This window comes from Malaciobacter sp. (assembly GCF_055140965.1).
This window is the reverse complement of record NZ_JBSRRO010000040.1, coordinates 1-25,367: the sequence shown is the minus strand read 5'-3', so window position 1 is coordinate 25,367 and position 25,367 is coordinate 1. Positions and strand designations below refer to the sequence as shown.

The following is a 25,367-nucleotide window of genomic DNA, read 5'->3' as shown; positions in this document are numbered from 1 at the left end:
AATATCATTTGCAAATGATGATTTTTGTAAAATAGCAGAGTATAGCCTAGAAGAGTTAATGGGACAACCACATAATATGGTAAGACATAAAGATATGCCCAAAAAGGCATTTAAAAACTTGTGGGATACAATACAAAAAGGTGATATTTGGACAGGCTATGTAAAAAATGCCACAAAAACAGGAGGGTATTATTGGGTGTTTGCCACAATATATCCATTTGAGAGTTGCGATGGTTCAAAGGGTTTTTTATCTTGTAGAAGAAGAGCTTCTGAAGCTGAGATTAAATCTGCTAATGAACTTTATGCAAAATGGAAAAATGAAGAGTAATCTTATATAAGGAGAAAAAATGGAAACAATAAATAGTAATGGAAATAACAGCTCAAATATCAATAATCCTCAAGAACATGATGTAATTGATTATGAGAATACAAGTGAGTATATGACTTTTGAACTTGGTGCTATGAAATATGCAATTGAATTACCAAAGATTAGAGAGATTTTAACTTATCCAGATATTATTACACATTTACCAAATACAGAAGATTGGGTAAAAGGTCTTATTAATTTAAGAGGAGAAGTTGTACCTATTTTAGATATTAGAATAAAGTTTAATACAGGAGAACCTGTATATGATAGTAATACAGCAGTAATTGCAGTTATAACAGAAGATAAAAGAATGATTGGAATAATTGTGGATAAAGTTGATGATGTACAAAGACTTGATACTTCTTCTCTTGCTCCTGTTTCAGATATGGGTTCAGCAATACCATCTAGATATTTAAAAGGATTTGTAAGATTAGAAAATAATCAAATGCTTGTTATTATGGATATTGAAGCTGTTGTACATAAAGACGAATTAAAAGATTCATAATGCAAGAAAAAATCTTTCAACTTAGAAAATTAAAGCTTCTTTTTGTAGAAGATGAAGATGATTTAATAAATATAATCACAGATACCTTAAATAAATTAGAAGCAAATTTTCTAACTGCACAAAATGGACAAGAGGCTTTAGATATAATAGAAAAAAACCCAGATTTGGATGCAGTTATCACAGATATAAATATGCCTATAATGAATGGTTTAGAAATGATTAAAATTTTAAAACAGACTAATCCTGATTTACCAATAATAATAATGTCTGCACATACAGAGATTGAGTATATTGATAAAGCAAAAGAGTATGGAGTTAAAGATTATTTGTTAAAACCATTTGATTTTATGAAATTTATTGAGCTAATAACTACAATGGAATTAAATAAAAATGTCAATTGATAAAGATATTTTAAAAAGATTAAGAGCTTTATATGTAGAAGATGATGATAACATAAGAAATGAGTTGTCTTCTTTATTATCTAATTTTTTTGGAAAAATATTTGTTGCAAAAGATGGAAAAGATGGAATTGAGCAATATGTCAAAAATAGTGGAAAAATTGATGTAATAATTTCAGATATAAATATGCCATATCTAAATGGAATAGAGATGGTAAAAAGAATTAGAGAGCATAATAAAGAGATTCCTGTGATTTTTACAACTGCATACTCAGATAATGAGTATTTAGCAGATGCCATAAAACTTAAAGTACATGATTATATTATAAAACCTATTGATATAAGAAACTTACTTGTAGTATTAAATGAACTTGCTACTATTTTATATCAAAATGAACTTATTGCTAAACAAAATGAAGAGTTAGAAAAATATAAAGATGTTATTGATGTAAATAATATAGTTATAAAAACTGATGCACAAATGAAAATAGTTTATGTAAATGAACTGTTTTGTAAAACTACTAATTTTACTTCAAAAGAGTTAATAGGTAGTGATTTGAGTATTTTAAAGCATAGTGATACTGACTCTAAAATATATGAAGAGATATACTCAAATATTCTTAGTAATAATCAATGGAAAGGGCGAATAAAAAATAGAACAAAAGAGAATGGTTATTATATTAGTGATACTTATATTATTACTACAACTGATGATAACAATAAAATCACTGGTTCTTTATGCGTTCAAAAAGATATTACTGATGAAATAACTAAAAAAAGAGAAGTTCAGTTGGCACTAATGAAAGATAAAGGCGATATCTTTATTAAAAGTAAGGCAGGTTCTGCTGAACAAACTGTAATAATAAATAATTTGAAACATGATATAAAGCAGTTACAAAAAGAGATTATTTCTATAAAAACAGAAAGGGATAAATACCTTTATAAAATTGAAAATTTAAGTAAAGATAATAAAAAATTAAGATCTGAACTTAACTATTATATTAGTAATGAACAAAAAAGTAAAAAAGATAGTACTTTTACTCTTAAAACAAATAAAGAGAATGCAGATTTAAAAATACAAGTTAAGAAATTAAATGTAAAATTAGAAGATACAATAGAGTATTATGAAAAAAAATGTAAACAAATAGAAGTTACTTCCCAACTAGAAATAGAAGAGTTAGAACAAGAATTACATGATATGAAAAGAAAACTAGGAAAAATTGAAAACGCAGAAATGATGGAACAAAAAATTGAGTACTGGCAAGAAAAAGCAAAAGCAGAAGCTAAAAAAGCTGAAAAAATGGAAAAAGAGATAATGCAAACAGGTGATAAATCATTGATTCAAAGGATTTTTGGAACAAGATAGAGTATATAAATACTCTATTTTATTGTTATTGTTTTTATTTTTTGTTCAGATAAAGGTTTATTTCCTTCATATTGTCCTGTTGTTGGAACATTTTCAAGTTTTTTTACTGTATCCATTCCTTTTTTTACATATCCAAAAATAGTGTGTTTACCATTTAACCAATATGCAGGAACTGTTGTAATGAAAAATTGACTACCATTTGTATTAGGACCCTTATTTGCCATTGCTAAAATACCAGCTTTATCAAAAACTGCATTTGGTGCAAACTCATCTTTAAATGGTTTTTTCCAAATTGATTCTCCACCTCTTCCTGTACCTGTTGGATCTCCTGTTTGAATCATAAAATTTTTTATAACTCTGTGAAAAATTACATTATTATAATAACCATTTTTTGCATGTGTAACAAAATTTTCTACTGCTTTTGGAGCTAAATCTTTTCTTAATTCAACTTCAATTTTACCTTTGTTTGTTTCAATAATAGCAAGTGGATTTGCAGCTTGTAATAAAAAAGTTAGTGAACAAAGTAGAAAAATAATTTTTCCCATAAATTTCCTTTTTAAAATATTTATAAAAAGTATAATATTAAATTTTTTAATCTATTATTAAAAGTGTTATTTTATAAAGATTTAATAAATGTTTGTTAGAATTTAATAAATTGATGCTTATAAGGAAAAATCATGGAAATGCAAGCTAATCCTCAACCAACATTTTATATTTTCAAATGTGAGCAAAGTGCTCCTCCTGGCATGCCAAAGCCATCATGTGTTGATGAGAATACACAAGATTTGTTCAATTACTTATCACAAACTTTGATGCAAAAAGGTCTTATGGGAGCTGTTCAGCCTATACGAACTTCATGTTTGGGAAGATGCCAAATGGGTCCATTGATGTTAATAGAGCCTGGGCATTATATGTATTGTCAATTATCTAAGGAAAAAATTGATAGAATAGTAGATGAACATATATTAGGTAATGATCCTGTAACTGAGTTTTTAATTCCAGAGCAGTTTTGGGGTGAACCAGTTAGTTTGGAAAAATAAAGGGTTAAAAAAATGACATTTGATATGTTGTATAGTAAAATTCATAGAGCAACTGTAACAGATGCTAATTTGAACTATGTTGGTTCAATTACAATTGATGAAGAGCTAATGGAAGCTGCACATTTACTTGTTGGACAAAAAGTTGAAATAGTAAATATAAATAATGGTGAAAGATTTGCTACATATGTAATAAAAGGCAAAGCTGGAAGTAAAGATATGTGCTTAAATGGCGCAGCAGCAAGAAAAGTTGAAATTGGTGATAAGATTATTGTTATTTCATATGCTTCTTATAATGAAGAAGAATTAAAAAATTATAAACCAACAGTCGTTATTGTTGATGAAAAAAACAATATTGATACTGTGACAAATGAACTTGTAGGAAGTGACCATGTTTGATGGAATTGATTTAAGTAAAATAAATTTAAATGATATGATGAGCCAAGTTCAAGAAATGGCAAATCAAGCAAAAGAAGATAATGCTTCTAAAGTTTTTACTGCTAAAGCTGGTGGTGGAATGGTTGAAATTTCAATCAATGGAAATAGTGAAGTTATTGATTTGAAAATTGATGATTCTTTAATGGATGATAAAGACTCTTTGCAAATACTTCTAATTTCATGTATGAATGATGTTATTAAACAATCTGATGAAAATAAAAAAATGATGGCCATGAATATGATGGGTGGAATGGGTTCATTTGGACAAAAATCTTAAAAATGAAACAATTGTTAAATAAATTTGAAGATTACTTAAACAGTAATCTTCCCTCTTCAAAAACTTTTCACCCACATTTTGAATTAGCTTTAGAGCATATGTTAAAAGCAGGTGGAAAAAGATTTAGGCCAATGCTTTTATTATCTGTTGTAAATTCTAAAAATCCACTTTTAGTTAGTAACTCTTTGCCTGTTGCTTTAGGAGTAGAATTTTTACATACTTACTCACTAGTTCATGATGATTTACCAGCTATGGATGATGCAAATTTAAGAAGAGGTTATCAAACCTTACATAAAAAATATGATGAAGTAACAGCCATTTTAGTAGGAGATGCTTTAAATACTCATAGTTTTAATCTTTTGGCTAATGCACCACTTAGTAATGATATAAAAATAGAGTTGATTAAAGCACTTTCAAGTGATGGTGGTATTGATGGTATGATTATTGGTCAAGCAATTGATTGTCATTTTGAAAATCACAGATTAAAACTTGATGAATTGGAGTTTTTACATATTCATAAAACTGCAAAACTAATTGCAGCAAGTTTAAGAATGGGTGCGATTATTGCTCAATATGATTTAGCTTTACAGAATAAACTTTATAATTTTGGAATTGATATTGGTTTGTTATTTCAAATACAAGATGATATTATTGATGAAACACAAAGTGAACAAGAAGCAGGTAAGACTACGCAAAATGATAATGAAAAAAATTCATTTGTTAATCTTTTAGGTTTAGATGGTGCAGTTGAATCTGCTGATAAATTAGCAAACAAATGTGAAGAGCAATTAAGATCTTTAGATGATAAATTAAAAGACTCTTTAGAAGAGTTATTACTTAAATATCTACATAGACACAAATAATATTAAAACTTTTAGTCAAAATAACTCAAACCACTTGACAAAAAATAAAAAATTTTATAAAATTTAGCACTCAAAAAAATAGAGTGCTAATTTTATTTTATAACTTGATAGGAGATACTATAATGAATTTTAAACCACTAGGGGAAAGAGTTCTGGTTAAAAGAACTGAAGTTGAAAACAAAACAGCAAGTGGAATTTATATTCCAGATAATGCAAAAGAAAAACCACATACTGCTACAGTAAAAGCAATTGGTTCAAAAGTAGAGGATGTTAAAGTGGGTGATACAATAGTATTTGAGCAGTTCAGAGGAACTGAATTGAATCTTGAGGGACAAGAATACTTAGTATTAAATGTTGAGAATATTATAGGAGTTATGTAATTGCCTTTGCAATTGCATAATTAATTTAAAAAGTTTAAATAAACAAAAGAAGGAAAAGTAATATGGCAAAAGAAGTAATGTTTAGTGATAATGCAAGAAATAGATTATTTGCAGGTGTAGAAAAATTAGCTGACGCTGTAAAAGTTACAATGGGACCTAGAGGAAGAAATGTTTTATTACAAAAATCTTTTGGAGCTCCTAATATCACTAAAGATGGTGTATCTGTTGCAAGAGAGATTGAATTAGAAGATACTATAGAAAATATGGGAGTTCAACTTGTAAAAGAAGTTGCTTCTAAAACAGCTGATGAAGCAGGTGATGGTACAACAACTGCAACAGTATTAGCTTATTCTATATTTAAAGAAGGTCTTAGAAATGTTACTGCTGGGGCTAATCCTATTATCTTAAAAAGAGGAATGGCAAAAGCATCAGAAGCTATTTTAGAAGAGATAAAAAAAGCTTCAAAAGAAGTTGCTAATAAAACAGAAATTGAACAAGTTGCATCAATTTCAGCAAACTCTGATATGGCAATTGGTTCTATGATTGCTGAAGCTATGGATAAAGTTGGAAAAGATGGAGTTATTACTGTTGAAGAAGCAAAAGGTATTTATGATGAATTAGATGTTGTTGAGGGTATGCAGTTTGATAGAGGATATTTATCTCCATACTTTGTAACTAATTCTGAAAAAATGATTGCAGAGATGGATAACCCTTATATTTTATTATATGATAAAAAAATATCTAATTTAAAAGAGATGTTACCAATTTTAGAAGCTGTTAATCAAGCTGGAAGACCATTATTAATTATTGCAGAAGATGTTGATGGTGAAGCATTAGCAACATTAGTTGTAAATAGATTAAGAGGTTCTTTAAATATTGCTGCTGTTAAAGCTCCAGGATTTGGTGATAGAAGAAAAGCAATGCTTGAAGATATTGCTGTATTAACTGGTGGTACTGTTATTTCTGAAGAGATGGGAATGAGTTTAGATACTACTGGTATTGATTCACTTGGAACTGCTGCAAGAGTTGTAATTGATAAAGATAATACAACTATTGTAAATGGTTCAGGAAGTGCTGAAGCTGTTCAATCAAGAGTTGGACAAATAAAAAATGAAATTGCAAACACTACAAGTGATTATGATAAAGAAAAATTACAAGAAAGACTTGCAAAACTTTCTGGTGGAGTTGCAGTAATTAAAGTTGGTGCTGCTACTGAAACTGAAATGAAAGAGAAAAAAGACAGAGTTGATGATGCATTGAGTGCAACAAGAGCTGCTGTTGAAGAAGGTATTGTAATTGGTGGTGGAGCTGCATTAATTAAAGCAGCTGCGAAAGTATCTTTACAGCTTGAAGGTGATGAGCAAATTGGTGCAGATATTGTTTTAAGAGCTATTTCAGCTCCATTAAAACAAATTGCAACAAATGCTGGATTTGATGCAGGTGTTGTAGTAAATGAAGTAAAAAAATCTACTAGTGATAATTATGGATTTGATGCTGCAACTGGAAACTATGTTGATATGTTTGAAGCTGGAATTGTAGATCCTGCTAAAGTTGAAAGAGTTGCAATGCAAAATGCAGTATCAGTTGCATCACTTCTTCTAACAACAGAAGCTACAGTTACAGATATTAAAGAAGATAAATCAGCTCCAGCTATGCCTGACATGGGTGGAATGGGTGGAATGCCTGGTATGATGTAAAAATAGTTAAAACTTATTTAACTATTTGTTAACCGCACCTTTTATAAGGTGCGGTTTTTTTATTTATAATTTTTCAAAAATACTATATTGTACCTTTTAAATAGTTTTGCCTAGAATTTTCAGGTAGTTTTTCTATTGCATATCTAAGCATTGTCCTTGGCATCTTTTTATATCTTTGATTTAAAAACTCTATCATTGTATTTTCATCTTTTTTTCCTACATTTCTGATAGCCCAACCTACAGCTTTGTGAATTAAATCATGTTCATCTTTTAGTAATATATCTGCAATTTTTATTGTATCTTGATAATTTTCATTATTTATAAAAGCAAAGGTACTAATAATCGCGACTCTTTTTTTCCATAAGTTATTTGATCTTGCAAACTCATAAAGTATTGATTTATCTTTTTTTATTAAGTAATTACCTATAATGTGAGGAGAAGTTACATCAATTAAATCCCAATTATTAACCCAAGATATATTTTGAATATAAAAATTAAATATTTCTTCTTTTTTATTAAGCTTTTTTGATTTATATTGATATGTTAAAACTAAAAGTGCGAACATTCTATATTCATGGTATGGTGAATGTAAAAACTCATCTATATGGCTAAAGCAAAGATCTAAAAAATACTTTTTTACTATTTTTCTAATATCTGGAACTTTTATACCTAAAAAGATATCTTTATGGGCATATTCACCAGCTTTTGTCTTAAAAAATCTCTTATATGTTTGAATATTATTAATATTTGTAAATATTGCTAAATCTTCTTTAATTTGCTTTGTTATATTCATATACCCTCATTTTTTAAATTTACTGCTATTTTAACTTATCTTTTAAAAAAGAAAATTAAATAAACCAGTAGTTTATAAAAAAGAAAGTAAAAACAAACTATAATAAACCAGTAGTTTATAAAAAGGTTTATTATGACAATAATAGTAAATAAAGAAGAAAAAATAGATGAGATATGCCAAAAAGCATGTGAAGAGTTTAAAAAAAATGAGATTGAAACTATCTCTTTAAATCAATTGATACAAAAGATTGATATTTCAAAAGGTCAGTTTTATCACTATTTTAAAACTAAAGAAGAGTTAGTATTTGAAGTTATGAAAAGAAAAACAGTTGAGTATTTTAATATATGTGAAAAAGATTTAGAAAAGTGCCAAAGTTTTGAACAATGTTTATTGATATTTTTTAGTATCTATATTAGTAATGATGAGTTATGCAAGACTTTAAGAAAGCTTTTTTTTGCAAGTTTTCATACATATGTGTATTCAAAGAAAAAAGAGGTAAGCCAATATAATCACTTTTATTATGAGTATGTAGATAATAAATTGTTAAATATTTTTAAAGAATATGAGATAAACCATACAAAAAAAGAGTTTATAAAATCTATTTGTGCAACTGCTGATGGGATGTATTTTAGAGATTTAGTAGATAATAGTTTTAATCTTCAAAATGAATTATCACTTTATATAAAACAAATTTCTACTATTTTACAAAAAGGTTAAAGATGCATTGGTGGTATTTATTTGCTGGAATTATATTTGAAGTAATGGGCACTTTATGTATTAAACAAACATCAATAACAAATAGTTATTATTGGGCAGGTGCAGTTTTAATATTTTTTATCATATCTTTTAGCTTAGTTGGTCTTGCTGTAAAAAAAATTGATATAGGTACAGCATATGCAATATGGGCTGGTTTTGGAACTGTTGCTATAACACTTCTTGGTTGGTTAATTTTTAAAGAATTGATGAGTATACAAAAAATTATTGCTATTTTATTAATAGTAATGGGAACTGTTATGTTAAAGTTAGGACATGCTTGAGTTATTGAAAGTTAAAATAAAAAAGGGGAAAGTTAAACTTTCCCCTTTTTTCATTATTTGTTAGAAGTAAATTTATCTTACTTCCCAAGTCTTTATTATTGACTTTTATCTTATTTTTTTGTAACAGTGATAAGTTTTCTATTTAAACTATTTATCTAAAACTCCTATCTTTAATGACCTCCGTTACATTGGATAAAGTAAGTATAGCACTTTAATAGCTTAAAAGTAAATTAAATTTATAGCATATATTGAAAAAATAATCTAAAAAATATATAGAATCAATTTTTAAATCATAAAAAGGTTATTTTTTGGGGTTTGTGCTCTATTTTATATATTTTTTTTATTTGTAAAACTCATTTTATAGCTTTTAAATAGTACTCATCAATATTTTTTAAAGATTTTAGATGCATGCTTACATATTTATCATCAAAATCTTTTACAAATTTATAAAAATCAATACCATTTAAAGTAATAGCTTTTGTTAAATTATCACTATTATTTATCTCGTGAAAACAAAAGTGAGTATTTATATATCTTATTTGATAATCAGAAAAACTATAATTATTAAACTCTTTGTTTATTTTTCCATCTTTTACTATTATAGTTCCCTCATTTGTAATAGCTGGGCAATTCTTATCTACATAGATTGAATTATCCAAATGAGCACTTAAAGGATAATTTCTACAAGTTGATGGTCTTTTTTCATAAATAGTGCAAAGATTATTTTCTAAATATCTACAAAACTCTTTACCATTAGTAAGAAGAATTACAGGTTTTAAATAACCAAGTTCACCATACATAAAAACAATAGGGAAGTTTTCATATACTTTTTCAAAATCTTCAAGAAGTATTTGAGTATATAATATTCCTCTTTCTCCATCACAACAGTGAGCTTCGCAAGTTTCGCATGAACTAAAAAAAAGTGTTTCGTTTTCAATTCTTTCAAAAGTTTTCATAAAGTAGGTTTTAACATATTTTCTTTTACTTTTTTATAAAATATAAAATTATTTAGTCTTATATAATAAATCTTAGATAAAATAGAGAAAAAATTGGATAAAAAATGAAAAAAAAATTAATTAAAATAATAAAAGAGGCTTCAAAAATCTTAGTTGAGGGTTACTATAATGAAAAAGAAGTAAGATTTAAAGCAAAAAAAGATTTAGTTACAAAATATGATGTAGCAGTTGAAGAGTTTTTAAAAGAAAAATTCAAAAAAGAGTTTAGTGATTTTAATATAATCGCAGAAGAGTCTGATAATAGTAATTTAAAATTTGATAATTCTATTATTATAGATCCAATTGATGGAACTACAAACTTTGTAAATAAAGTACCACATACTGCTATTTCTGTTGGAGTTTATAAAAATAAAAAACCATATATGGGAGTAGTTTATAATCCTATTTTAGATGAATTATATTATGCTAAAGTAAATAAAGGTGCTTATTTAAATAAAAAGAAAATAGAAGTTTCTAAGGAAAAAAACTTTCAAAAAGCATTGATTTCTACTGGTTTTCCATATTCTAGTGGAACATGCAGTGATGATTTAAATGCTGTTATGAAACAAATGAAAAATATACTTCCAAATTGTCAAGACATAAGAAGATTAGGTTCAGCATCTTTAGATTTATGTTATGTTGCAAAAGGTACGTATGAGGGGTATTATGAAATGAATTTAAAAGCATGGGATGTAAGTGCTGGAATAATTATTTTAAGTGAAGCTGGAGGAAAAGTAACAAATGAAAAAGGGAAAAAATATAAACTTTTTAATGATAAATATATAGTTGCAACAAATAGCAAAATTCATAAAAAGCTTTTAAGTCATTTGTAACATAAAAGAAGAATTTTAGTAATTTTTTAGTAAAATATCAGCTTCAAATTTGAAATGAAGGTTTAGCATTTATGTGTGGAATAGTTGGATACATCGGCAATAAAAATACAGCAGAAGTACTACTTGATGGTTTAAAAGAGCTTGAATATAGAGGTTATGATTCAGCAGGCTTAGCACTTTTGAATGAAAATAATATTGATGTATATAAAGCTTTGGGAAAACTTGAAAACTTAAGAAAAAAAACAAAAGATATTATGAATAAAGAGTTTTACTTAGGAATAGGTCACACAAGGTGGGCTACACACGGAAAACCAACTGAATTAAATGCACATCCTCATTTAGGAGAATACTCTTATGTAGTTCATAATGGAATAATTGAAAACTATAAAGAGCTAAAAGATGACTTAATAAGCCAAGGACATAAATTTGTATCACAAACTGATACAGAAGTTATAGTTCACTTATTTGAAAATATTAATAATAAAATTAATGATACAAAACAAGCTTTTAAAGATACAATTTCAAAACTAAAAGGTGCTTTTTCTATTCTTTTAGTTTCTAAAGCAGATCCTAAAAAAATCTTCTTTTTTAAACATGGAAGTCCATTAATAATAGCAAAAGGAAATGAGCAAAAGGAGATTCTTTTCTCATCTTCGGATGCTCCTTTAATAGGGCTATGTAAAAAAGTGGTATATTTAGAAGATGGTGTTGGTGGTATTGCAAGTGCTGATGATATTGAGTTTTTTGATGATAATTACACTTGGAGTTCATTACCATCTTCAAAACAGTATGCACAAAAAGATGGCTTTAGATTTTTTATGGAAAAAGAGATTTATGAACAAAGTGATGTTGTAAGTGATTGCATGCTTGAAAGAGTAAAAGATGAAACAACATCATTTGATGAGATTAATGATTCTATCTTAGATGGAATTAATGAAATTAAAATTTGTGCATGTGGTACAAGTTACCACGCAGGAATGACATCTTCTTATCTTTTTGAAAGATTAAGTAAGATTAAGTGTAATGTTGAAATTGCAAGTGAATTTAGATATAAACAGCCTTTATTAACTAAAGATACACTTTTTATAGTTATTTCACAAAGTGGAGAAACAGCGGATACTTTAGAAGTTTTAAAAATGGCAAAAAAAGCTGGACTTAAAACTTTGGTTATTTGTAATGTTGATAACTCTTCTATGACAAGACTTGCTGATTATACAATTTTAACAAGAGCAGGGATTGAAAAAGGTGTTGCTTCAACAAAAGCTTTTTCAACACAAACAGTAACACTTTGGATGTTGGCTTTATATTTTGCAAATGTAAAAAATTCTATAAGTAATGAAGTTATGCAAAAAGAGCTTACAGCTTTAAGAGAAGTTCCAAATGCACTAAGAATTGAAGATAAAATTCATGAAAAAACAAGAAGATTATCTAAAAGATACCTACACGGTCATGGGTTCTTTTTTATTGGTAGGGATGTATTTTATCCTTTAGCTTTAGAAGGAGCTTTAAAGCTTAAAGAGATTTCTTACTTACATGCTGAGGGGTATCCAGCAGGTGAGATGAAGCATGGACCAATTGCACTAGCTGATCCAGAGCTATTTACAATTGCTTTAATGCCTCAAAATCTTCTTTATGACAAGGTTAAGTCAAATGTTGAAGAATTAAGTGCTAGAGATAGTACTATTTGCTCGATTTCATCGCTTGATTTTGAGTTAAGTGATGATTTTGTAAAAATACAAGAAACTAATCACTATATGCTGGAGTTTTTTGAGATGTTAGTTGTTGTACAACTTTTATCAATGGAGATTTCAATAAGATTAGGAAATGATGTTGATATGCCAAGAAACTTGGCAAAATCAGTAACTGTAGAGTAATATTCAACTTGCTGCAATATTTGTTATTTTTTAGGCAGCAATAATGGTAATTAAAAATAATGGAAAACAAAAATGGAAAACCTAAGAGGAAAACAAAGATGGAAAACAAAAATCAATATTTATTCACTTCTGAAGTAGTAAGTGCAGGTCATCCTGACAAATGTGCTGATATTATTGCAGATACAATAGTAGATAAATTAATTATAGAAGATAGTAATAGTAGAGTTGCTTCTGAAGTATTTGTTGCAGGTAAAAATGTAGTAATAGGCGGAGAAGTTAAATCAAATTGTCAGTTAAGTAATGAAGATTATGAAAAATTAGTAAAAGATGCCCTTGCAAAAATAGGCTATGATGGAAAATCTTCTTTTACAAAAGAGCAATGCTTACACCCTGATGATGTAAATGTAAAAGTATTATTAAATCAACAAAGCCCTGATATTAATCAAGGTGTTGATCAAGATTCGGGTGAAATTGGTGCTGGTGATCAAGGTATTATGTTTGGTTTTGCTTCAACTGAAACAGCAGATTTAATGCCAGCTGCAATAACTTATGCTAGAATGCTTTGTGATAAAGTATATAATTATGCATTAAAACATAAGCATAAATTAGGTGTTGATATTAAAACACAAGTTACTGTTGATTATGGAACTAAAGAGAATTTTGAAAATTGTAATCCACAAAAGATTCATACAATTGTTGTTAGTGCACCTTCTGTTGAAGATATGCCAATTGAAGAAGTAAGAGAGTTAATCCAAGGATTAATTGATGATACAGGTCTTCCAACATCTATGTATGATAAAGATAATACAATTATTCATATTAATCCAACTGGAAGATATGTATCTCACTCATCATTACATGATAGTGGATTAACAGGAAGAAAATTAATTGTTGATTCATTTGGTGGATATGCACCAATTGGTGGTGGAGCTCAAAGTTCAAAAGATTATACAAAAGTTGATAGAAGTGGATTATATGCAGCAAGATGGATTGCAAAACAAATTGTAGCAGCAGGACTTGCACAAAAAGCAGTAGTTCAAATTTCATATGCAATTGGTGTAGCTAGACCTACATCTATTTCTGTTGATACAATGGGAACTTACACAAGTGCAAATGATGATAAGTTATCACAATTTGTAATGGACAATTATCCATTAACACCAAAATGGATTATTGATAAATTTGGATTAGATAAGCCATCAGAAGAGACATTTTTATATGCAGATGTTGCAAGTAGAGGTCAAGTGGGACAAAGTGATTACCCATGGGAAAAACTTGATGAAGTGGAAAAATTTAAGAATATTAAATAAAGATAATGTAGTTTAGTAAAGGATTTAGAATGGATTTAAAAGACTTGTTTAGCAAAATATCATTTGATAGAAAAAAGGAACAACCAAGTAAAAAAGATGCTCCTTCTCATTGGGTTAAATGTCCTGAGTGTAATGCTTTAATGTTCTTTAAAGAAGTAGAGAACCAACAAAATATTTGTCCAAAGTGTAATTTTCATATGAGAATTGGAGCTAAAAAAAGAATAGAGTCTTTATCAGATAAAGACTCTTTTGTTGAGTATGATGCTGATTTAAAACCAGTTGATCCATTGAATTTTGTTGATAAAAAGTCATACAAAAAAAGAGTAGATGAAGCACAGAAAAAAACTGGAAGAACTTCTGCTGTTATAAGTGGTGAATGTACAATAAATTCAAAGCCTGTGCAAATTGTTGTTTTTGATTTTGCATTTATGGGTGGAAGTTTAGGTTCAGTTGAGGGTGAAAAAATTGTAAGAGCTGTAAATAGAGCAATGGAAAAACACCAAGGTTTAATTATTGTTTCTGCATCAGGTGGTGCAAGAATGCAAGAATCAACATTTTCACTTATGCAAATGGCAAAAACTTCTGCTGCACTTAAAAAACTTGATGCTTTAGGTTTACCATATATATCTATTTTAACAGATCCAACAATGGGTGGAGTATCTGCATCTTTTGCATTTTTAGGTGATATTATTATTGCTGAACCTGGTGCATTAATTGGCTTTGCTGGGCAAAGAGTTATTAAGCAAACTATTGGAGCTGATTTACCTGAGGGCTTCCAAAGAGCAGAATTTTTACTTGAAAAAGGTTCTATTGATATGGTGGTTAATAGAGCAAAAATGAAAAAAACATTAAGTGATCTTTTAACAATGTTTTATAAAGAAACAACTCAAGCTAGTTAATGAATCCTACTAAACTTGAGAGACTTTTAAATATAGATTTAAAAGTCTCTTTTAACAATATTTATGGACTTTGTGACTTTGAAATTTTAAAAAGAAAAAACATAAGTTTAAATGAGTTTGTAAAAATTTGTAAAGATAAAAATATAAAACTAGTTCAATATAGAGATAAAATCAATAATGATAATATTCAAATTGAAAATTTAAATTTTTTAAAAGCAAAATTAAATATACCAATTATTATAAATGATAAGTTAAACATAATTGATTATGCAGATGGAATTCATCTAGGACAAGAGGATTTTCATAAAATTCATAAAGACAAAAAAATTGCAATAAAACTAATAAGAGCTAAAATTAAAGATAAACTTTTAGGTCTTTCTACACATAATGAAGTAGAAATACTTGAAGCTAATGAGCTTGATTTAGATATGATAGGTCTTGGAGCATATAAAGCAACTAAAACAAAAGATGTATCAAATATATTAGATGATAAAATATCATATTTAGCAAAAATTTCAAAACATCCTGTTTGTGCAATTGGTTCTGTAAAATGTGATGATAATATTAAAAATATACATTTCAATGTCGTAGGAAGTGGACTTTATGAAGATTAATATATACTCAATAATGAAACCAGCAAATGATGAATTTGATAAACTGGCAAAAGAGTTTATAAAAATGAGTTTAAAATATGCTAAAGTAGAGATTCATTACATTTTTAATAAAAAAATAGCAAAAGCTCAAACTTTAAGTGAAGATGAGGCTAAAAAATCATATAGTGAAGTATATGAACCGCATTTAAAAAACTCAAGTTTAAATATAGCATTGGATGTATTAGGTAAGAAAATTGATAGTTTTAAATTTTCAGAAATTTTCAATAATAATTCAGAAATTAATTTTTTTATTGGAGGAGCATTTGGTTTTGAAAAAAAATTTTTGAATAAATGTGACACAATTATAAGCTTGAGTGAATTGACAATGGCTCATAAAATTGCCCATCTTGTATTAATTGAACAAGTGTTTAGAGGTCTTTGTATTAAAAATAATCATCCTTATCATAAGTAATTTATTAAATTTTTTGTATAATACTCAAATTTTCAATAAGGGATGAGAGTGGCTAATACAAAACAAATACAAGAGCTTAAAGATACTTTAGTTATTAGAAAAGAGCAAATAATAAAAAGTATTGATGGAAGTAGAGAAAGTATCAACTCTTTAAAAGATACAGAGTGTAATGATGATTATGATTATGCAGAAGTTTCAAGCGATAGTTTTAAAGAAGGAATTATTGCAAATCAACAAATAAAAGAGTTAGACGAAATAGAAGACGCCTTGAAAAGAATAGAAAAAGGTAAATATGGTATTTGTGAAATGTGTGATGAGTTAATCGCTATTGGTAGATTAAGAGCAAAACCATTTGCAAAATTTTGTACACCTTGTAGAGAAATATATGAGGTAGAACAACAGTAGAAAAGGAATAGTTGTGGGACTTAAAAAATATATTGTATTTTCAATTTTATTAATAATTTTAATTTTTGGTTATGTGTTTAGTATAGAACCTGGTGAGTATAAAATTACTGTTCTTGATATTTCACTTACATTGCCAATTGCAGTTTGGGTAATTTTACCATTGCTTGTGCTTTTTATAGGAAGTGTTTCTCATATGCTTTATTATAGTTTAAAAAGCTATTTAAAATATAGAGCAATTTTAAAAGACGAAGAAAATATCATGCAAAGTATAAAAGCTTATTTATTACAAAAAGGTGATAAAACAAGTTATAAAACAAAAGCTTTTAAAGATATTAGTAATATTCTTTCGCAAATTAATTTTGAGGTTAAAGATTCAAATTTTACAACTTCAAATAATGAAATTAATAAAATAGTTTCACTAATAAAAGATATTAATAATGGAATTTATGTTCAAGACAAAGAGATAAAACTTGAACCAACTTCAAAATTAGCACATAAAAATCTATTAAATAAAGTAGATGCTGAGATTGATTTTTGTGTTGAAATTTTGAAAAAGCCAATGAATTATAACTCTGATGTTATAAAAAAAGCTTTTTTAAATGTCGTTGATCAAAAAAGTATGACAACTGTTAAGAAACTTTATGAAAATGTAAGTTTAGATAAAGAGATGGGGAAAAAACTTTTTGAAAAAAGTGCAAAAAACCCAGATTTTGCAATAGTAAATGAAGAAGTTATAAAAATCACTAAAAATCTAGATTATGATAAAAATGACTATTTAGAATTGGCAAAACTTTACAAAGATGCATATCAACCAGATGATTTAATCTCACTATTTGAAGATTTATCAAAAGAAATAGAGTGTAGTACAGAAGCATATCTTTATGTATTATTTGAGTTTGAAATGATAGATAGAGTAAGAGAGTTGTTAACAAGTTATGCAGATGAAGAGTACCCTGCATTTAGAGCATTTATTGATCTTAAAGATGCTGGAAAACAATACTCTTTAGAAAGCCTTTGTTTTAAAAGCTAATGGAAGAGAAAATTAATTTTAGCCAACCCCTTATGGTGTTGGCTCCACTTGCTGGATATACAGATTTACCTTTTAGAAGGGTTGTTAAAAAATTTGGTGCTGATTTAACAATATCAGAAATGATATCTTCAAACGCTTTAGTTTATAAATCAGAAAAAACTTTAAAAATGATAGAAAAGTCCCCAACAGAAGATCCTTATTTTGTTCAAATTGCAGGTAATAAACCTGAATTAGTAAGAGATGCGGTTGAAATACTAAATGATATTGATGGAATTGATGGAATAGATTTAAATTGTGGTTGTCCTGCACCTAAAGTTTTTAATCATGGTTCTGGTTCAAATCTTTTAGGAGATTTGAAAAAACTAGAAGAGATATTAAGCACAGTTAAAAAATATAACAAAAAAAGATATACAACAGCAAAAGTAAGACTTGGTGTAAATGAAAAAATACCAGTTGAAATTGGCAAAGTTGTTGAAGCTTGTGGTGTTGATTTTGTTTCAGTTCATGGAAGAACTAGAGCTGGAAAATATAAAGCTCCTGTTGATTATGATGCAATAAAAGCTATGAAAGATGCTATTAATATTCCTGTAATTGCAAATGGAGATATAAAAGATTATAATAAAGCAAAAGAAGTATTAAGTTATACAAATGCAGATGGTTTGATGATTGGTCGTGGTGCAATTGGAAAACCATGGGTATTTTATCAACTAAAACATGGTGTTGAAGATATTTCAGAAGCAATGAAAAAAGAGATTATTTTAGAGCATTATGATGCTGTGATTGATTTTCATGGAGAACATGGTGCTAAAATGTTTAGAAAATTACTACATTCATACTCTAAAGGTTACACTGGTGCCAATGAATTTAGAGATATAATAAATCGTGTTCATGATATTAAAATTATGAGAGATATGATTGAAAGCTTTTTTTAATGAATTTTAAACAGATATTTGGATAAAATATTTTACTTTTAGAAAAAGGAAATATTTGTCTGAGTATTATTTTGAATTAACAATAAAACCTAAAAACCATTATGAACAATTTCTTGAACTATTAAGTGCTTTAACAAATGAAGCTATAGAAGAGAAAGATGGACTACTTATTGCAAGAAGTGAAGATGATTTAACGCAAGTTGAGTTTGGGATAAATGAATTTGCAAAAAGATTAAATATCTCTTGTGAAACTACTTGTAAAAAAATAGAGAATCAAGACTGGATTTTAAATTATCAAAAAAGTGTAAAAGCAGTAGAAATAGGAAACTTTTTTATTAGACCATCGTGGGAAGATAAAAAAGAAGATAAAATTGATATAATAATAGATCCTGCTTTATCATTTGGTTCAGGTCACCATGAAACAACTTCTTCTTGTATTTTAGCAATAGATCAGTTTGTTAAAAAAGATAGTGATGTTTTAGATGTGGGTTGTGGTAGTGGAATATTATCAATTGCCACTTCAAAATTGGGGTGTAATGTAGATATTTGTGACACAGATGAAGTTTGTATAGCCGATACAAAAGAGAATTTTAAATTAAATAGTGTAAACTTTTATAATAGTTGGATAGGTTCAGCTAACAATGCAAAAAAGAAATATGATGTCGTAATTGCAAATATTGTTGCTGATGTTTTAGTAATGATTCACAAAGATTTAAAAAATTGCTTAAAAGATGATGGTATTTTAATAGTATCAGGAATTTTGGATAAACATCTAGATAGGGTTTTGAACAAATTCAAGGACTTAAAAGAATTAGAAGTTATTCACAAAAATGAGTGGGTAACAATAGTATTTTCTAAATAAAAAAAGGAGTTTTATTTTATGTCAAATAAACAAGATAACAATAACGATAATGGAAAAGGGAATAACTTTTTTAATAATAATCCATTATTAGTTTTTGTGGTATTTTCTATAGTAACAATATTAGCTTTTAAAGCTTTATTTCCAGAAGAACAAATGCAAAATGCAGGAAATTCAAATATTGCCTCTTATGGAAAAACAAAGCATAAAACTGTACCTTATTCAGAGTTAAAACAGCTAATTTCAGGTGGTCAGATTGAATATGTTGGAATTGGAAATACTCAAATTAAAGCAGTATCTAAACCTAGTTCAGGTGAAGTTATTACTTATACTGCAAGAAGAGTAGTTCCTGATGAAACACTTATTTCAAAATTAGAAAGTAATAATATTGAATATGGTGGAATCAATGAAGAGAATGTATTAGCTGATATATTATTTGGTTGGGTATTACCTATTTTTATATTCTTTGCAATTTGGATGTTTTTAGCAAAAAGAATGTCTAAATCTATGGGTGGAGGAGGAGGCGGTGGCCTTCTTGGAATAGGAAGCTCAAAAAAGATGATTAATTCAGAAAAACCAAAAGTTAAATTTGAAGATATGGCTGGTAATAAAGAAGCAAAAGAAGAAGTTCAAGAGGTTGTTGATTTCTTATCAGATCCAGATAGATATGTTAAGCTTGGTGCACAAATTCCAAAAGGTGTACTTTTAGTTGGACCTCCAGGTACTGGTAAAACACTTTTAGCAAAAGCAGTTGCTGGTGAAGCTGATGTTCAATTTTTATCAGTTTCAGGTTCTGCATTTATAGAGATGTTTGTTGGTGTTGGAGCAAGTAGGGTAAGAGACTTATTTGAACAAGCTAAAAAAGTTGCACCTGCTATTATTTTTATTGATGAGATTGATGCCATTGGTAAAAGTAGAGCAAGTGGCGGACCTATGGGTGGAAATGATGAGAGAGAGCAAACATTAAATCAGCTATTAGCTGAAATGGATGGTTTCTCAACAGAAGCAGCTCCTGTAATTGTATTAGCTGCTACTAATAGACCAGAAGTTCTTGACCCAGCTTTACTTAGACCAGGAAGATTTGATAGACAAGTATTAGTTGATAAACCTGATTATGAGGGTAGAGTTGAAATTTTAAAAGTTCATATCAAAGATGTTAAGCTAGGTGAAAATGTTGATTTAAAAGAAGTTGCTAGAATGACAGCAGGTCTTGCTGGTGCAGATTTAGCAAATATTATTAATGAAGCAGCATTATTAGCTGGTCGTGCTAAAAAAGAGCAAGTTGACCCTAGTGATTTTAAAGAAGCAGTTGAAAGACAAATAGCTGGTTTAGAGAAAAAATCTAGAAGAATCTCTCCAAAAGAGAGAAGAATAGTTGCATATCATGAATCTGGACATGCATTAATTGCAGAAATTACAAAAGGTGCAAAAAAAGTTAACAAAGTATCAATTGTTCCAAGAGGACTTGCTGCGCTTGGATATACTTTAAATACACCTGAAGAAAATAAATATTTAATGCAAAAGCATGAACTAATAGCAGAAGTAGATACACTTCTTGGTGGTCGTGCAGCTGAAGAGGTATTTATTGGTGAAATTAGTACTGGTGCTGGAAATGATTTAGAAAGAGCAACTGATATAATTAAATCAATGGCATCTGTTTATGGTATGACTGAAGTTGCAGGTCTTATGGTATTAGAAAAAAGACAAAATCAATTCTTAGGTGGACAAACACAAAAAGATTTTTCTGATAACATGGCTAGAAATTTAGATGACTTTATTAAAAAAGCATTAAATGATAGATATGAGGCAGTTTTACAATCTTTAAGAGATAATAAAGAAGCCATCGAAGAGATGACAGCTGAGTTATTAGAGATTGAAGTTATTTCAGGTGAGAGAGTAAGAGAGATAATTAAAGCAAATGGTGGAACTGTTTTTGAAGAAGAGGATTTACATTCAGATGCTATAAATGAAGAAGATTCTCAAACAAAAAAAGATACAGAAAAAACTGATAAAAAGTCTGATGAAAAAGAGAATACTGATTCTTTAAAAGAAGAAAAAATAGAAGAAGAAAATAGTGAAAATAAATAGGCAAAGATATGCTAGATAAATATATATTAAAACAAGGACAAAAGATATCATTGTATCTTTTTGTCTTTGCTGTGTTTTTACAAGTGATTGATTTAGAGTTTTTATCAATAATAACTTTTTTTCTATTTTTCTTGTGTTTGTATGTATATAGAGTTAAAAAAGTAATTATTGATAATGAAGCTTTTATTGTATCTGCAATAAGTGGGAAAGTTGAAGCAATTGATTTTAATGAGAACTATTACTTAATTTATATAAATGCTTCACTTTTTGATAACTCTATACTATTATCACCTGAAGATTCACTTATAAAAGTAAAGAGTTTAAGAAGAGGTCTTTTTTTACCCTTTGATGAAAAAAAGGCAAAACTTCTAAATGAAAAAATGGTATTATCTACTAAGAATACTATAATGGAATTTATCTCTTCTTTTGCTACTGCACCTTTGGATAAACCTATTGAAAAAGAGTATAAAAAAGGTGATGAACTTGGCGTATTTACTCAAGGTGAATTACTTTTAAAAATAGAAAAAAGTTTTTCTCTTAATGTAAAAGTAGGGCAAAAAATAGAAGCAGGTCAAACTATTTGCTATTAATAAAACTTTAGAAAATCTATCTCTAAAGTTTTTCTTCTAATATCTATAATTTTATTTTAAAACTATATATTAAACTTTCATATGACACTAAATTTTACTAGAATATAAATAAAACAGTTTAAATTTTAGCTTTCTAATGGATTTATTATGCAAGATGCTACACAAATTTTAAGTTATTTATCGAAAATATCGGTGCTATATGTAGAAGATGATAAGTTTACACAAGATGAAGTGAGATATTTTCTTGAAACTAAGGTTAAAAACTTTTATTGTGCTAATAATGGTCAAGAGGGTTTAGATATCTTTTATAAAGAATCAATTGATGTAATTATTACAGATATACAAATGCCAATTTTAACAGGCCTTGATATGGCAAAAAAAATAAAAGAAGAAAATAGTAATATTCCTATAATTATAACAACTGCATATAACGACACAAAATATTTATTTGAATCAATAAATCTGGGTGTAAGTAATTATATAACTAAGCCTTTAAATTTAAAAGATATGATAGAAACTTTAGTCTCTATTGCAAAATCTATTCTTCTTGAAAAAGAGAAAGAACAAATACAAAATATTTTAACACAATACAAAGATATTGTTGATGAACGATCAATTATCTCAAAAACAGATATAAATGGAAAAATTATATATGTAAATAGACCTTTTTTAGAGATATCAGGTTATAAAAAAGAAGAATTGATTGGTAAGCCACATAGTATAATAAGACATCCTGATATAAAAAAAGATTTTTTCTTATCAATGTGGCATCTAATAAAGAATGAAAAGAAATCTTGGCAAGGTGAGGTGAAAAATCAAGCTAAAGATGGAAGTGTATATTACCTTGATATGATTATAAAACCAATTTTAGATATGGATGGAAATATTGTTGAGTTTATCTCTTTATCAAATGATATTACTTATTTAATGCAAACTAAAGAGTATTTTAAAAAACAAACTGAAAAAAAATCTTTGGATTTAGACTCTTCTTTAAATATAATAGAGCAATATGAAAATGCAATAGATATGAGTAATATTATCATAAGATTGGATTTAAACAGGAAAATTACTTATGTAAATGATGCTTTTGTTGATTGTTTAGGATATGCAAAAGATGAAATATTAGGAAGTGATTACTCTATTTTAAAGCAAACAGATTTAAAAAAAGATGAGTATGAAAAAAAGGTTAAGGCAATATTCTCAAAAGATGGATGGAAGGGAAAAATAACCAACACTAGTAAAGATGGTGATTTGTTACACTTTGATGTGCATACTTTTCCTTTAAAAGATACAAAAGGAAATATTTTTGAATATCTAGGTATTAGACATGATATTACTGAAATAGTTAATTTACATAAAGAAGTTGAAAAAACCCAAAGAGAGATAATTTATACATTAGGTGATGTGGGAGAGTATAGAAGCCAAGAAACAGGGCAACATGTAAAAAGAGTTGCAGAGTATTCAAAGCTTTTAGCAAAAAAAACAGGATTAAGTGAGATAGAAATTGATGAAATTTTTACAGCTTCACCAATGCATGATATAGGTAAAGTTGGTATTCCTGATTCTATTTTAAATAAACCTGGAAAATTAGATGATAAAGAGTGGGAAATAATGAAAACCCATGCGCAAATTGGTTATGAAATACTTAAAAATTCCCAAAGACCAATGTTAAAAGCAGCTGCAATTGTATCTTATACTCATCATGAAAAGTGGGATGGTAGTGGATATCCAAATGCCTTAAGGGGTGAAGATATTCATATTTATGGAAGAATTACTGCAATTGCAGATGTTTTTGATGCACTTGGAAGTGATAGAACATATAAAAAGGCTTGGCCTTTAGAAAATATTTTAAATCTTTTTAATGAGCAAAAAGGTAAACATTTTGATCCAAATTTAATTGATTTATTTATGGATAATTTAGATGAATTTTTAGAAATCAAAGATAGGCTTAAGGATTAGGAATGCATGGTTTAAACAAAGAGATTTTTAAAGATATAACACTTTTGTATGTTGAAGATGATGAAATGACATTGGAAGAGATTTCATATTTTTTAAAAAGATATGTAAAAGAGCTTTTTATAGCAAAAGATGGTGTTGAGGGTTTAGAGTTATTTAAAAAGAAAAGACCAGATATAGTCATAACTGATATACAAATGCCAAAATTAAATGGATTAAATATGGCGGAAAAAATATTTGAAATTGATCCTAGTATTCCTATAATAATTACAACAGCACATAGTGAAAGTGAAAGTTTAAGTAAAGCAATTGAGTTAGGAATTGATAAGTATTTATTAAAACCAATAAATATGCAAGAGATATTAGCAATTATTAAAAAAAGTCTATATTTAGATACTTTAGAGAAAAGAAATAGTAGTTATGAAGAGTATATACAGTTTATATTAGATTGTAATTCTACATTTATGTTTGTAATGAATTCAAATAATGTTGAGTATGCAAATAAAAGCTTACTAAATTTAATGGGATTTGAAAATTTAGATACTTTTAATGAACAAATAAATAAATGTAAAAATCTATTTGATATTGATGAATTAAAAGCAAATGAAAACTGGATTGATTATGTTATTGCAAATAAAGAACAAAGACATCTACTAAGACTTAAAAGTAGCAAATGTGAAAAATTATTTAAAAGAGAGTTTTATGTAAGTTATAAATATTTTGAAAAAATGAATAAAAGTGTTTTTGTTTTTGTAGATAAAAATGAAGAAAAATTAGAAAAAATTTATAATATAAGTAATAAGTTAGTAAATGATCTAAATAATGGTATTTCAAATGAAAATCTAATGAATGAATTAAAGAGTATTTTAAATATCTCTAGTAGAAATTAGTATGAAAAATTTAAGTATAAAATTTAAACTAATATTGCTTTTTATATTAATAAAAGTAGTACCTTTACTTCTTATTTCTTATATAGCTTTTATAGGAATTATAAAACTTGATAAATATTTTTCAAGTAGTACAAAAGAGCTTTTTTTAGAAAATAAACAAATCATTTCAAATACTGCAAATAAAGCTATTAGTGATAGTATTGAAATGCTTGATAAAAAATCACAACAATCTATAGAAAGGCTATCTTTTGAAATAGCAAAAAATGTGGCAAGCTTTTTATATCAAAGAGATGAAGATATTTTATTTCTTTCAGATATTAAGTTAAATGAAGAAGTATTAAATGATTTTTATAAAAGTAAACAAAGAGAGATAATAGTACATGAAAAATACTATTATAATGAGAAAAAACAAAGATGGGAAACAAAAAAAGAAAAAGAGAGAATAAAACCCCAAGAAAGAAAAGCCCAATTAAAAGATAATGA

General features: G+C 27.5%; 29 protein-coding genes and 1 pseudogene. 27 read left to right on the top strand and 3 right to left on the bottom strand.

Annotated elements, in window-relative coordinates:
* The first annotated feature begins 1 nt into the window (after position 1).
* Genes ACTCCZ_RS10905 through ACTCCZ_RS10890 form a run of 4 tightly spaced genes read left to right on the top strand, consistent with a single transcriptional unit; the run spans position 2 to position 2,636 of the window.
* Complete coding sequence (locus ACTCCZ_RS10905; RefSeq protein WP_463187337.1) at positions 2 to 328, top strand: PAS domain-containing protein; 327 nt, start codon at positions 2 to 4, stop codon at positions 326 to 328.
* A gap of 19 nt (positions 329 to 347) precedes the next feature.
* Positions 348 to 872, top strand: coding sequence for a chemotaxis protein CheW (locus tag ACTCCZ_RS10900; RefSeq protein WP_079580186.1), 525 nt, complete (start codon positions 348 to 350; stop codon positions 870 to 872).
* The gene (locus ACTCCZ_RS10895; protein WP_079580185.1) at positions 872 to 1,273 is read left to right on the top strand and encodes a response regulator; all 402 of its coding nucleotides are present in this window, start codon (positions 872 to 874) and stop codon (positions 1,271 to 1,273) included. The genes ACTCCZ_RS10900 and ACTCCZ_RS10895 overlap by 1 nt, the downstream gene beginning before the upstream one ends.
* A complete protein-coding gene (locus ACTCCZ_RS10890; protein WP_079580184.1) occupies positions 1,263 to 2,636 on the top strand; it encodes a response regulator in 1,374 nt (457 codons plus the stop codon). The genes ACTCCZ_RS10895 and ACTCCZ_RS10890 overlap by 11 nt, the downstream gene beginning before the upstream one ends.
* Positions 2,637 to 2,650: 14 nt before the next feature.
* Here ACTCCZ_RS10890 and ACTCCZ_RS10885 read toward each other — a convergent pair whose 3' ends face one another.
* Positions 2,651 to 3,181 carry a peptidylprolyl isomerase gene (locus tag ACTCCZ_RS10885; protein WP_079580183.1) on the bottom strand — a complete coding sequence of 177 codons (531 nt, stop codon included), beginning with the start codon at positions 3,179 to 3,181 and terminating at the stop codon, positions 2,651 to 2,653.
* Between the two features lie 132 nt (positions 3,182 to 3,313).
* Here ACTCCZ_RS10885 and ACTCCZ_RS10880 point away from each other — a divergent pair, with 132 nt between their 5' ends.
* The 6 genes from ACTCCZ_RS10880 (at position 3,314) to groL (ending at position 7,328) form a co-directional block, all read left to right on the top strand.
* Positions 3,314 to 3,676 carry a (2Fe-2S) ferredoxin domain-containing protein gene (locus ACTCCZ_RS10880; RefSeq protein WP_079580182.1) on the top strand — a complete coding sequence of 121 codons (363 nt, stop codon included), beginning with the start codon at positions 3,314 to 3,316 and terminating at the stop codon, positions 3,674 to 3,676.
* 12 nt (positions 3,677 to 3,688) lie between these two features.
* Positions 3,689 to 4,072 (top strand): aspartate 1-decarboxylase, encoded by a 384-nt coding sequence (gene panD, locus ACTCCZ_RS10875; protein ID WP_079580181.1) that lies wholly within the window; start codon positions 3,689 to 3,691, stop codon positions 4,070 to 4,072.
* Positions 4,065 to 4,388 (top strand): YbaB/EbfC family nucleoid-associated protein, encoded by a 324-nt coding sequence (locus ACTCCZ_RS10870; RefSeq protein ID WP_079580180.1) that lies wholly within the window; start codon positions 4,065 to 4,067, stop codon positions 4,386 to 4,388. Before panD ends, ACTCCZ_RS10870 begins: the two co-directional genes overlap by 8 nt.
* Positions 4,389 to 4,390: 2 nt before the next feature.
* Positions 4,391 to 5,251, top strand: a complete 861-nt coding sequence (locus tag ACTCCZ_RS10865; RefSeq protein WP_079580179.1) for a polyprenyl synthetase family protein — start codon at positions 4,391 to 4,393, stop codon at positions 5,249 to 5,251.
* 122 nt (positions 5,252 to 5,373) lie between these two features.
* The gene (groES, locus tag ACTCCZ_RS10860) at positions 5,374 to 5,631 is read left to right on the top strand and encodes a co-chaperone GroES (RefSeq protein WP_079580178.1); all 258 of its coding nucleotides are present in this window, start codon (positions 5,374 to 5,376) and stop codon (positions 5,629 to 5,631) included.
* 62 nt (positions 5,632 to 5,693) lie between these two features.
* Entirely contained in the window at positions 5,694 to 7,328 is a 1,635-nt protein-coding gene (gene groL, locus ACTCCZ_RS10855; protein ID WP_079580177.1) for a chaperonin GroEL, read from the top strand.
* 82 nt (positions 7,329 to 7,410) lie between these two features.
* Here groL and ACTCCZ_RS10850 read toward each other — a convergent pair whose 3' ends face one another.
* Positions 7,411 to 8,121, bottom strand: coding sequence for a DNA alkylation repair protein (locus ACTCCZ_RS10850; protein WP_119184373.1), 711 nt, complete (start codon positions 8,119 to 8,121; stop codon positions 7,411 to 7,413).
* 132 nt (positions 8,122 to 8,253) lie between these two features.
* On the opposite strand from ACTCCZ_RS10850, the gene ACTCCZ_RS10845 reads away from it, so the two are divergent.
* Positions 8,254 to 8,838, top strand: a complete 585-nt coding sequence (locus tag ACTCCZ_RS10845) for a TetR/AcrR family transcriptional regulator (RefSeq protein WP_079580176.1) — start codon at positions 8,254 to 8,256, stop codon at positions 8,836 to 8,838.
* A gap of 2 nt (positions 8,839 to 8,840) precedes the next feature.
* Positions 8,841 to 9,158, top strand: a complete 318-nt coding sequence (locus ACTCCZ_RS10840) for a DMT family transporter (protein WP_079580175.1) — start codon at positions 8,841 to 8,843, stop codon at positions 9,156 to 9,158.
* Positions 9,159 to 9,511: 353 nt separating this feature from the next.
* Here the strand turns inward: ACTCCZ_RS10840 and ACTCCZ_RS10835 are convergent, their stop codons facing one another.
* Positions 9,512 to 10,114 carry a YkgJ family cysteine cluster protein gene (locus ACTCCZ_RS10835; protein ID WP_079580174.1) on the bottom strand — a complete coding sequence of 201 codons (603 nt, stop codon included), beginning with the start codon at positions 10,112 to 10,114 and terminating at the stop codon, positions 9,512 to 9,514.
* 104 nt (positions 10,115 to 10,218) lie between these two features.
* Here ACTCCZ_RS10835 and ACTCCZ_RS10830 point away from each other — a divergent pair, with 104 nt between their 5' ends.
* From ACTCCZ_RS10830 to ACTCCZ_RS10760, 15 genes and pseudogenes are all read left to right on the top strand, one after another.
* The gene (locus ACTCCZ_RS10830; protein WP_079580173.1) at positions 10,219 to 10,986 is read left to right on the top strand and encodes an inositol monophosphatase family protein; all 768 of its coding nucleotides are present in this window, start codon (positions 10,219 to 10,221) and stop codon (positions 10,984 to 10,986) included.
* Between the two features lie 71 nt (positions 10,987 to 11,057).
* On the top strand, positions 11,058 to 12,860 hold the full coding sequence (gene glmS, locus ACTCCZ_RS10825; protein WP_079580172.1) for a glutamine--fructose-6-phosphate transaminase (isomerizing): 1,803 nt from the start codon (positions 11,058 to 11,060) through the stop codon (positions 12,858 to 12,860).
* Positions 12,861 to 12,958: 98 nt separating this feature from the next.
* The gene (gene metK, locus ACTCCZ_RS10820) at positions 12,959 to 14,170 is read left to right on the top strand and encodes a methionine adenosyltransferase (RefSeq protein WP_228145354.1); all 1,212 of its coding nucleotides are present in this window, start codon (positions 12,959 to 12,961) and stop codon (positions 14,168 to 14,170) included.
* A gap of 29 nt (positions 14,171 to 14,199) precedes the next feature.
* Positions 14,200 to 15,069, top strand: coding sequence for an acetyl-CoA carboxylase, carboxyltransferase subunit beta (gene accD, locus ACTCCZ_RS10815; RefSeq protein WP_079580170.1), 870 nt, complete (start codon positions 14,200 to 14,202; stop codon positions 15,067 to 15,069).
* A complete protein-coding gene (locus tag ACTCCZ_RS10810; RefSeq protein ID WP_079580169.1) occupies positions 15,069 to 15,683 on the top strand; it encodes a thiamine phosphate synthase in 615 nt (204 codons plus the stop codon). The genes accD and ACTCCZ_RS10810 overlap by 1 nt, the downstream gene beginning before the upstream one ends.
* Positions 15,673 to 16,134, top strand: coding sequence for a 23S rRNA (pseudouridine(1915)-N(3))-methyltransferase RlmH (locus ACTCCZ_RS10805; protein ID WP_079580168.1), 462 nt, complete (start codon positions 15,673 to 15,675; stop codon positions 16,132 to 16,134). The genes ACTCCZ_RS10810 and ACTCCZ_RS10805 overlap by 11 nt, the downstream gene beginning before the upstream one ends.
* Before the next feature lie 48 nt (positions 16,135 to 16,182).
* Positions 16,183 to 16,539, top strand: a complete 357-nt coding sequence (gene dksA, locus ACTCCZ_RS10800; protein ID WP_079580167.1) for an RNA polymerase-binding protein DksA — start codon at positions 16,183 to 16,185, stop codon at positions 16,537 to 16,539.
* A 13-nt stretch (positions 16,540 to 16,552) separates the two neighbouring features.
* Positions 16,553 to 17,569, top strand: coding sequence for a hypothetical protein (locus tag ACTCCZ_RS10795; protein ID WP_079580166.1), 1,017 nt, complete (start codon positions 16,553 to 16,555; stop codon positions 17,567 to 17,569).
* Positions 17,569 to 18,501 (top strand): tRNA dihydrouridine synthase, encoded by a 933-nt coding sequence (locus tag ACTCCZ_RS10790; protein WP_079580165.1) that lies wholly within the window; start codon positions 17,569 to 17,571, stop codon positions 18,499 to 18,501. Before ACTCCZ_RS10795 ends, ACTCCZ_RS10790 begins: the two co-directional genes overlap by 1 nt.
* A gap of 55 nt (positions 18,502 to 18,556) precedes the next feature.
* The gene (locus ACTCCZ_RS10785) at positions 18,557 to 19,363 is read left to right on the top strand and encodes a 50S ribosomal protein L11 methyltransferase (RefSeq protein WP_079580164.1); all 807 of its coding nucleotides are present in this window, start codon (positions 18,557 to 18,559) and stop codon (positions 19,361 to 19,363) included.
* Positions 19,364 to 19,381: 18 nt separating this feature from the next.
* Positions 19,382 to 21,448, top strand: coding sequence for an ATP-dependent zinc metalloprotease FtsH (gene ftsH / locus ACTCCZ_RS10780; protein WP_079580163.1), 2,067 nt, complete (start codon positions 19,382 to 19,384; stop codon positions 21,446 to 21,448).
* A gap of 8 nt (positions 21,449 to 21,456) precedes the next feature.
* The gene (locus tag ACTCCZ_RS10775) at positions 21,457 to 22,038 is read left to right on the top strand and encodes a phosphatidylserine decarboxylase (RefSeq protein ID WP_079580162.1); all 582 of its coding nucleotides are present in this window, start codon (positions 21,457 to 21,459) and stop codon (positions 22,036 to 22,038) included.
* Positions 22,039 to 22,185: 147 nt separating this feature from the next.
* On the top strand, positions 22,186 to 23,997 hold the full coding sequence (locus tag ACTCCZ_RS10770) for a PAS domain S-box protein (RefSeq protein WP_079580161.1): 1,812 nt from the start codon (positions 22,186 to 22,188) through the stop codon (positions 23,995 to 23,997).
* Between the two features lie 2 nt (positions 23,998 to 23,999).
* Positions 24,000 to 24,884, top strand: a complete 885-nt coding sequence (locus tag ACTCCZ_RS10765) for a response regulator transcription factor (protein WP_079580160.1) — start codon at positions 24,000 to 24,002, stop codon at positions 24,882 to 24,884.
* Position 24,885: 1 nt separating this feature from the next.
* Positions 24,886 to 25,367, top strand: a pseudogene (locus ACTCCZ_RS10760) (sensor histidine kinase); the annotation flags it as partial.